This is a genomic window from Streptococcus pseudopneumoniae (genome assembly GCF_001072315.1).
Lineage (GTDB): Bacteria > Bacillota > Bacilli > Lactobacillales > Streptococcaceae > Streptococcus > Streptococcus pseudopneumoniae_R.
On the sequence record NZ_JVLI01000080.1, the window covers coordinates 1 to 7,830 of the forward strand.

Sequence of the window (7,830 nt, forward strand, 5' to 3'; positions counted from 1 at the left end):
TGAGCTGACTTCGTCAGTTCTATCCACAACCTCAAAACCGTGTTTTGAGCTGACTTCGTCAGTCTTATCTACAACCTCAAAACCGTGTTTTGAGCAACCTGCGGCTAGCTTCCTAGTTTGCTCTTTGATGTTCATTGAGTACTAGCTAGTAAAACTAAAAAGAATCCAGAAAAGCTTCCAGATTCTTTTGTGAAAATGATTGCTAGGGCTTACTTAGACTGAAAGAAATCCTGTTGGGATAAATAATCATAATGCTCTTTGTTAAATTGATATTGGCCCACATGCTGACTAATCTGACCGACATCCACGGAAAAAATATAGGCTTCATTTTGATAGTTCCAGTTCAGCCTAACTGTATTCAAGACTGGCTTATAAGTAAAATCTTTAACTTGATTCCAAGGCATCTCAAGGACTTGATTAAAACGATTCTCAGTTACATCACTGATGTCCATCAAATAGATCCCCTTAGGTGTGAATGCCAGAATTTTAGGCTTCACACTCGACTGAACATAGTAACTTCCTCCTACAACGAAGAAATCAATAAAGGATTTCAGCCATGTCTTTTTCTTGAAGGCCATCAGAAAATTCTTTTGCCCTTCAATGCGACAAGTTGACAGAAATGATGCAATCTGTTTTTCTGTTGCAAACTCCATAATAGCGCCCATGATGATACCTCCATAACGATTAGTAAACAGGCCGATAAAAACTCTTCACATAAAGAAGAACTTATCAATTGTTGCGTTTTATCTTATTTTTTAGTAGACAGCATCCCTCCTATTAAATCATCCTAGCATGTGCATACTTCAGTTAACACTGGAAGAGACTTTCGAAAATAGTTTCTCACATTTTTGTTATATTCATTATAACATAAATTCAAGAAACAAAGAAAAAAATGTGAGATTTTTCTTCCAAATTTACTATCATTCTATTAAAAAACGACAGCTTCTTTCGAAACCATCGTTTTTCTTGAAAAATCCCTATTTCACATGTTTTGCCAATTCTTCTTGAGCTTTTTTATTAGATTCTTCTTTTTCTTTCAACCATTTTTCTTTGGCTTTTTCATATTCGTCTTTTGTGACTGTCTTATCTTGTAATTTGAGGTATTTATAGGATTCAACCCCTTTATTACCAGCCAATGAATATGGTGTTGAGAAAGGAACAATTTTTCTCAATGTTGGTGTTCCGCCTAGTGAAACATTTGGAATTGCTAGAGAGCTATCTACTAACCAAGCTTGAGCATCAGCATATTTTTCATAACGTTTAGCTGGATCTTGCTCCTTATTAGCTTCTTCCAACATTTGAGTGTAGATATCCAGCCCAACAGCCTTAGCCTTGTCATTGGCTTCACCTGGCTCTATACCTAGATTTTGCATCAAACCACCAGAATTAACATTAAATACATCAAGATAGGTTGAAGGGTCTTGATAGTCTGCACTCCAACCACCGTTGTAAAGATCATAATCTTTCTGAGCTGCAGTTTGAGCTAGATAACCTGAACTATCATAGTCCTCTGTAGAAAGTAGGTGGACATCAATCACAACATTTTCTGCACCTAAGACAGACTCAATTGATTGCTTCATGGAATTGATTCCTTGAATTTCAGCCTTATTAGCCAAATCTATAGTTTTATCTAAGTGTATAGGGAATTGGACTCCTTTGGCTTGGAGTTCTTTCTTAGCTTCAGCAAATTTAGCTTTAGCTTTTTCTGGATTGTAGTATGGATCCTGGGCATCTGCAAAGTTGATTCCTTGCCATTCCTTGCCATAGTTGACCATCTTAGAGGCTACTACTTCACCAAAGTCTTTTCCCTTGATACTTACGAAGTTTGGAGGAACGACGAGGTTACGCAAAATCTTAGTTGCCCCCTCTTCTCCTTGAGATTGGGCCCCGTAAGCTGTACGGTCATAGGCAAAGTTAATGGCTTGACGGAAGTTTTTATTTAGAACTGCTTCCTGAGTCGATTTCTTTTCAGCATCACTTGTTTTTGAAGTGAATTTATAAGATTTTCTATCCAGGTTAAAGTTTAAGAAATAAGAAGTGGTATCTTGCAAGCTATAAATGATATTGTCCTTATTCTTTTCTTTAATTCCTTCAAAGCTTGAACTGTTTGGATAGAGACGGGCATAGCTATAGGCTCCCTCTACATAGTTACGAGCCAGTGCATCTTGGTCACTACCATCATAATAGGCCAATTTCACATCATCTACAAAGACATTCTTAGCATCCCAGTAGTTAGGGTTTTTCTTGTATTCGATGACAGATTTTGAAACAAAGGATTTCATCAAGAAAGGTCCATTATACAAAATGCTAGATGGATCTACCTTCCCGAAATCATCCCCTTTTGATTTCAAGAAATCTGCATTGACTGGAAAGAGAATCGTTGAGGTTGTTTTTGAGTTCCAGTAAGATTCTGGTCGAGCCAAGGTGTATTGAACGGTTTGGTCATCAAGAGCCTTGACTCCGACAGTTGAAAAGTCGCTTGTTTTACCAGTGATATAGTCATCTAAACCTGCAACGGATTCTTGCACTAAGTACAAGGCTTCTGATTTTTTATCAGCCGCATATTTCAAACCTGTCACAAAATCTTGGGCAGTTACAGGTGCATATTCTTCTCCCTCAGAAGTATACCACTTAATATCCTTACGAAGTTTGTAGGTATAGGTCAAACCGTCCTTAGAAACACTCCAATCCTCTGCCAAGGATGGCACATAGTTCCCGTATTGGTCATTTTCCATGAGACCATCTACCAGGTTGGTCACAATATCATTTGTTGTTGCACGGTTTTCTGCTAGATAGTTCAAACTAGATGGATCACTTGAGTAAACATAATTGTATGTTTTTGATGCTGTGCTAGAATTTCCACAGGCACTTAACAAAATACCTGCACTTAACACGACACCTGCAAGCGTTGCATACTTGGCCTTAGACTTTTTCATCTCCAGAACCTCCTGATTTAAATATTTGTTTTATTATACAACTCGTATTTTATTTAGTCAATGGGTTTTTTAAAAAAATTAATCATTACATCTACAAACTGTAGAAATTATTCTACAAAATAATAAAAAAGAGAATAATTCAAGCATTTCATGATAGAAATGTTCAAATTATCCCTTTTATTTATAAAAAATTATTGAGAAATTCTAAATTTTGCTCGCAGGCGATCTGCTTGGGCTTTTCCAATCACCTTATCTAACAAACGAGTACGGAGACTCATGACTCCGTATACTCCTCCACCCATGGCACCGACAAGAGCTACATAAAGGAAGCTCCACAAACGTCCACTTGGTTGGAATACAAATCCTAAAATCCACTGCAATGTCCCAACTACAAGAAACATGAAAAGAGTTAACAAACTGATTAAAATGGTTCGCTTTAAAATCACCTTGCGCTTGACACCTGTTACCTTACAAATATCCCGATACATCAAGACATTAGGAATAATGAGACCGATTGTTGTAGAAATCAAAGGCCCGTAACTGTGAAAGAGAGCAATGGTTGGCAGTTGCAAGAGCAGCTTGGCAATGGAACCATAGATAAAATAGAGAACTGCCTTGCGGTTGCGGAACATGGCCTGAAGCATTGGAGACAAGACCATGTACAAGCCTAAAATAGTAGACTGCAAAACTGCAAAGACAAACAAGCCCATGGCCAAACTATCTGGCTTGCCATAGAAGACAGTATAGAGGGGTTCTCCTACCATGACCACTCCAACCGTTGCTGGTAGCAGGAATAAGAAAAGCATGGTAATGCTATCCTGAACCAGACGAGAAGCTGCCTTCAAGTCCCCCTTGACATAGTTTTCAGTCAAAAGTGGCAAACCGACACTCCCAATCGAAACCCCAACAGAAATCAAAATCATAGTGATTTTATTTGGGTTGGCTGAGAAATAAGAAAACATGACAACCAAGTCTTCATTACTATAGTTGGTAAACCAGCTCATACTATTGATAAAGGTCATCTGATCCAAAATCTGGAAGAGCTGGATAGCAGACCCTGTCAAGATAAAAGGAATGGCTTCCTTAATGGTATCAACCAAAAGACGCTTGCTATTAATCTTATCTCCTGTTTCAAAGACTCTTTTGAGTAATCCTTCTTGGGCAAGGAAATAGATCAAAACTGCAAAACTGGCTACCATACCGACAAAGGCCGCAAAGGTTGATTGGGTAACGGCTGCTAGGTAATCTCCTGAACCGAGCTTCATAATGATAAAGGTTGCTAAGAGCATCCAGATAACACGAATGACCTGCTCAGCGATTTGGCTCATGGCATAAGGTTTGAGGTTATTCATCCCTTGGAAAAATCCTCGGATAACACTCATAGATGGGAAAATCAAGACTCCCCAAGCCAAGCTTTGCATGATCGGTATCAAGTCTTTGCCCACGCCAGACAAGTCTGCTAGCCAAGGAGCAAAGACATACAAGATTAAAGCAAAAACCAAACCTAGTCCCGTCATAAAGCCTAAAAAGCTCCGAATCAGGGCAAAGCTATGCTCTTCTTCTCGCATGGTATTATACTTGGCAACTTGCTTGGCCACTGCAACCGGAATCCCTGCTGTTGAAACCAGCAAGAACCAAGCATAGATATTGTAACCCATGGTAAAGAGACCATTGGCCGTAGCTGCATAAGACCCCATCCAGATGTACCAAGGGATAATGTAAATAGCCCCGAGTAGGCGACTGATAAAGTTACTAGCCGTTAGCCAAGCAGTCCCCCGTAACATCTGGGCCTGCTGGTGATTGTTTTCGTGCGACATAGATTCCTCATTCAATTTTGATAACTAGGAAAAACTCCTCATCTTCCATTATAAACTTTTCCTTGTTACTTGTAAATTTGCGACTTTCGGTTTACAATAGAAAGTATGATAAAAATTGAAACCGTATTAGATATATTAAAGAAAGATGGTCTCTTCCGCGAGATTATCGACCAAGGACACTACCACTACAACTACAGCAAAGTTGTTTTTGATAGCATCAGCTACGACAGCCGAAAAGTAACAGAAGACACTCTTTTTTTTGCAAAAGGCGCTGCCTTTAAAAAAGAATACCTTCTTTCTGCTATAACACAAGGTTTAGCTTGGTATATAGCTGAAAAGGACTACGAAGTCGGTATCCCTGTCATCATTGTGAACGATATAAAGAAAGCCATGAGTTTGATTGCCATGGAGTTCTATGGTAATCCACAGGAAAAACTCAAACTCCTTGCCTTTACTGGTACTAAGGGTAAGACAACAGCAGCCTATTTCGCCTATAACATCTTATCTCAAGGGCATCGACCTGCTATGTTGTCGACCATGAATACAACTCTTGATGGCAAGACTTTCTTTAAGTCAGCGTTGACAACCCCCGAGAGTATTGACCTCTTTGATATGATGCATCAAGCTGTGCAAAATGACCGTACCCACCTCATCATGGAGGTCTCCAGTCAGGCCTATCTGGTCAAACGTGTCTATGGTCTAACCTTTGATGTGGGAGTTTTCCTCAATATCAGCCCCGACCATATCGGCCCGATTGAACACCCTAGCTTTGAAGACTACTTCTACCACAAGCGTCTCTTGATGGAAAATAGCCGAGCAGTCATCATTAACAGTGACATGGACCACTTTTCTGTCTTGAAAGAACAAGTGGCAGATCAAGACCATGATTTCTACGGTAGCCAATCAAATAATCAAATCGAGAATTCCAAAGCCTTTAGCTTTTCAGCTACTGGTAAACTCGCTGGTGATTATGATATTCAACTGATTGGTCACTTCAACCAAGAAAATGCCGTTGCTGCTGGACTTGCTTGTCTCCGTCTCGGAGCTAGTCTTGAGGACATCAAAAAAGGAATTGCTGCAACTCGTGTTCCTGGTCGCATGGAAGTCCTCACTCAGAAAAATGGAGCCAAGGTCTTCATCGACTATGCCCACAATGGGGATAGTCTGAAAAAACTCATCAATGTTGTAGAAACTCATCAAACTGGAAAGATTGCTCTGGTCTTAGGTTCGACAGGAAATAAGGGAGAAAGTCGTCGTAAGGACTTTGGCCTCCTCCTCAATCAACATCCTGAGATTCAAGTCTTTTTGACTGCTGATGACCCCAATTATGAAGACCCGATGGCCATTGCAGATGAAATTAGTAGCTACATCAATCATCCTGTTGAAAAAATTGCGGATCGCCAAGAAGCCATCAAGGCAGCTATGGCTATCACAAATCAAGAATTAGATGCTGTCATTATTGCTGGTAAGGGAGCTGATTGCTACCAAATCGTCCAAGGAAAAAAAGAAGCCTATCCTGGAGATGCCGCCGTAGCAGAAAATTATTTATAAGAATAGAAAAAATCAAGGGAAAATGAAACCCTTGATTTTTTCTATTTTTATTTAAAAGCGTTTTTCAAACCTTCAACGGCACCTTCTACAGCACCTTTAGCATCTTCAACTACTTCTTTTGCCTTAGCAACTGTCTTTTCTACAGCGCCTTCTGCTTCAGTCTTGCTATCCCCAGTAACTTTACCAAATCCTTCTTTGACAGCGCCTGTTGCTTGTTCCAATTTGTTTTCAAGTGACATATGATTGTCTCCTTTAGTTTTATTCCGATATGTGTTATCGGTTACATTAGTATAAACTTATCGGTAGATAAAGTCAAACAATGTGCTCAGAAAAAGCAATCAGTCCAAGTAGAAAGTTAATCTTTCCTTATCAAAATCGACGGCCAACTCATACTTTCCATCTTCATTTTGAACAATATAGCCTAGAACGACTAAACTGTCTACAAAGATATCACGGCGTTTCTGCATCAGTTGATCTTTTTTGAGAAATTTGATCAAAAAAGTCGTCATATATTTGAGAGCATAATCAGGATTAACATCTCCCAAAATAGCATAAAGTTCTTGTTGTTTTTCTGTCAAAGGATACTGATGTTTGACCTTGTAGAAATAATTAGACAGGGTCATTTTTGATCTCGCAAAGTCCGTCTTTTCAACTAAAATAGCAGCATTGGTTTGATTTCGTAATTCTGTCTCAAAAGTCTGCTCCAACAAAGCTTGATAGACCGGACTATCTTCGCTGACAAAAATCTCTTGATCCAGTTCGAGACTATCGAGTGATTCAAGCATAGGAAGATTAAGGTAATAGCGCTTATTTTCTCGTAGAATCAAGCCTGCCTTTATATACTCTTCCATGAGTTTGTCAACTGCTACATCTGGAAATTGAGCCTTGATTTCCCGTAGAATCACATCATCATGCTGGTCCAGATAGCGGATCAATTCTCCAAAAAATGGCTGTCTCGTCAAACGAGATGGATTAAAAATCTGAATCATGAAGATTCCTTTCTTTACATTCTAACAGAGGCGATGCTGCCAATTGATTGGGATTGGTCCCAGCTTGGTTCAGAGGAACAGGCAAACCTAGTTCTCTATAATACTCTCTCCAAAAATCACTAATCTCCTGCTCCCCATCTCCAAATTTCATAGGTATGGTCTCAAAAATCGGTAGGATTTCTGCCATGTACTGGGAACAGTAAAAACCTTCTCCATCTGGATAGAAAGAAGCATTATAAGGAGCTCCCAGATGTTTGCTAGCTTTTTCCTTCACAGACTGGATATCCATTTCTGGGTAAACATAGAGGTCGTATAAGTGATTGGACTCAAAGAAGTCTGCTGGTTCCTGACAGATAACACCCGCCTTTCCACTAGCATGATAAATCATCCCATCCAAATAAATGGCAACATGGTTATAGTTGCCTGTGGAAGTCTGGATAGCCTGTCCCATGTCCGACTCATCTCTCACAAAAATCATACTCTTCGAAAATCAAATTCAAACCACGTCAGCGTCGCCTTACCGTACTCAAGTACAGC

The 7,830-nt window shown here is 39.6% G+C and carries 7 protein-coding genes; 1 reads left to right on the forward strand and 6 read right to left on the reverse strand.

Going from position 1 to position 7,830, the window contains the following annotated elements:
- Nucleotides 1–209 precede the first annotated feature (209 nt).
- From ADH54_RS03800 to ADH54_RS03810, 3 genes are all read right to left on the reverse strand, one after another.
- Nucleotides 210–665 (reverse strand): hypothetical protein, encoded by a 456-nt coding sequence (locus ADH54_RS03800; protein ID WP_049524103.1) that lies wholly within the window; start codon nt 663–665, stop codon nt 210–212.
- 312 nt (nt 666–977) lie between these two features.
- Nucleotides 978–2,936, reverse strand: coding sequence for a peptide ABC transporter substrate-binding protein (locus ADH54_RS03805; protein ID WP_049524104.1), 1,959 nt, complete (start codon nt 2,934–2,936; stop codon nt 978–980).
- Nucleotides 2,937–3,127: 191 nt separating this feature from the next.
- A complete protein-coding gene (locus tag ADH54_RS03810; RefSeq protein ID WP_049524105.1) occupies nt 3,128–4,753 on the reverse strand; it encodes a putative polysaccharide biosynthesis protein in 1,626 nt (541 codons plus the stop codon).
- 105 nt (nt 4,754–4,858) lie between these two features.
- On the opposite strand from ADH54_RS03810, the gene ADH54_RS03815 reads away from it, so the two are divergent.
- Complete coding sequence (locus ADH54_RS03815) at nt 4,859–6,304, forward strand: UDP-N-acetylmuramoyl-L-alanyl-D-glutamate--L-lysine ligase (protein WP_049524106.1); 1,446 nt, start codon at nt 4,859–4,861, stop codon at nt 6,302–6,304.
- Nucleotides 6,305–6,351: 47 nt separating this feature from the next.
- Here the strand turns inward: ADH54_RS03815 and ADH54_RS03820 are convergent, their stop codons facing one another.
- The 3 genes from ADH54_RS03820 to ADH54_RS03830 form a co-directional block, all read right to left on the reverse strand.
- Nucleotides 6,352–6,543, reverse strand: a complete 192-nt coding sequence (locus ADH54_RS03820) for a CsbD family protein (RefSeq protein WP_049524107.1) — start codon at nt 6,541–6,543, stop codon at nt 6,352–6,354.
- 99 nt (nt 6,544–6,642) lie between these two features.
- Nucleotides 6,643–7,293, reverse strand: coding sequence for a DUF1803 domain-containing protein (locus ADH54_RS03825; protein WP_049524108.1), 651 nt, complete (start codon nt 7,291–7,293; stop codon nt 6,643–6,645).
- On the reverse strand, nt 7,277–7,771 hold the full coding sequence (locus ADH54_RS03830; RefSeq protein WP_049524109.1) for a YiiX/YebB-like N1pC/P60 family cysteine hydrolase: 495 nt from the start codon (nt 7,769–7,771) through the stop codon (nt 7,277–7,279). The genes ADH54_RS03825 and ADH54_RS03830 overlap by 17 nt, the downstream gene beginning before the upstream one ends.
- Nucleotides 7,772–7,830 lie beyond the last annotated feature (59 nt).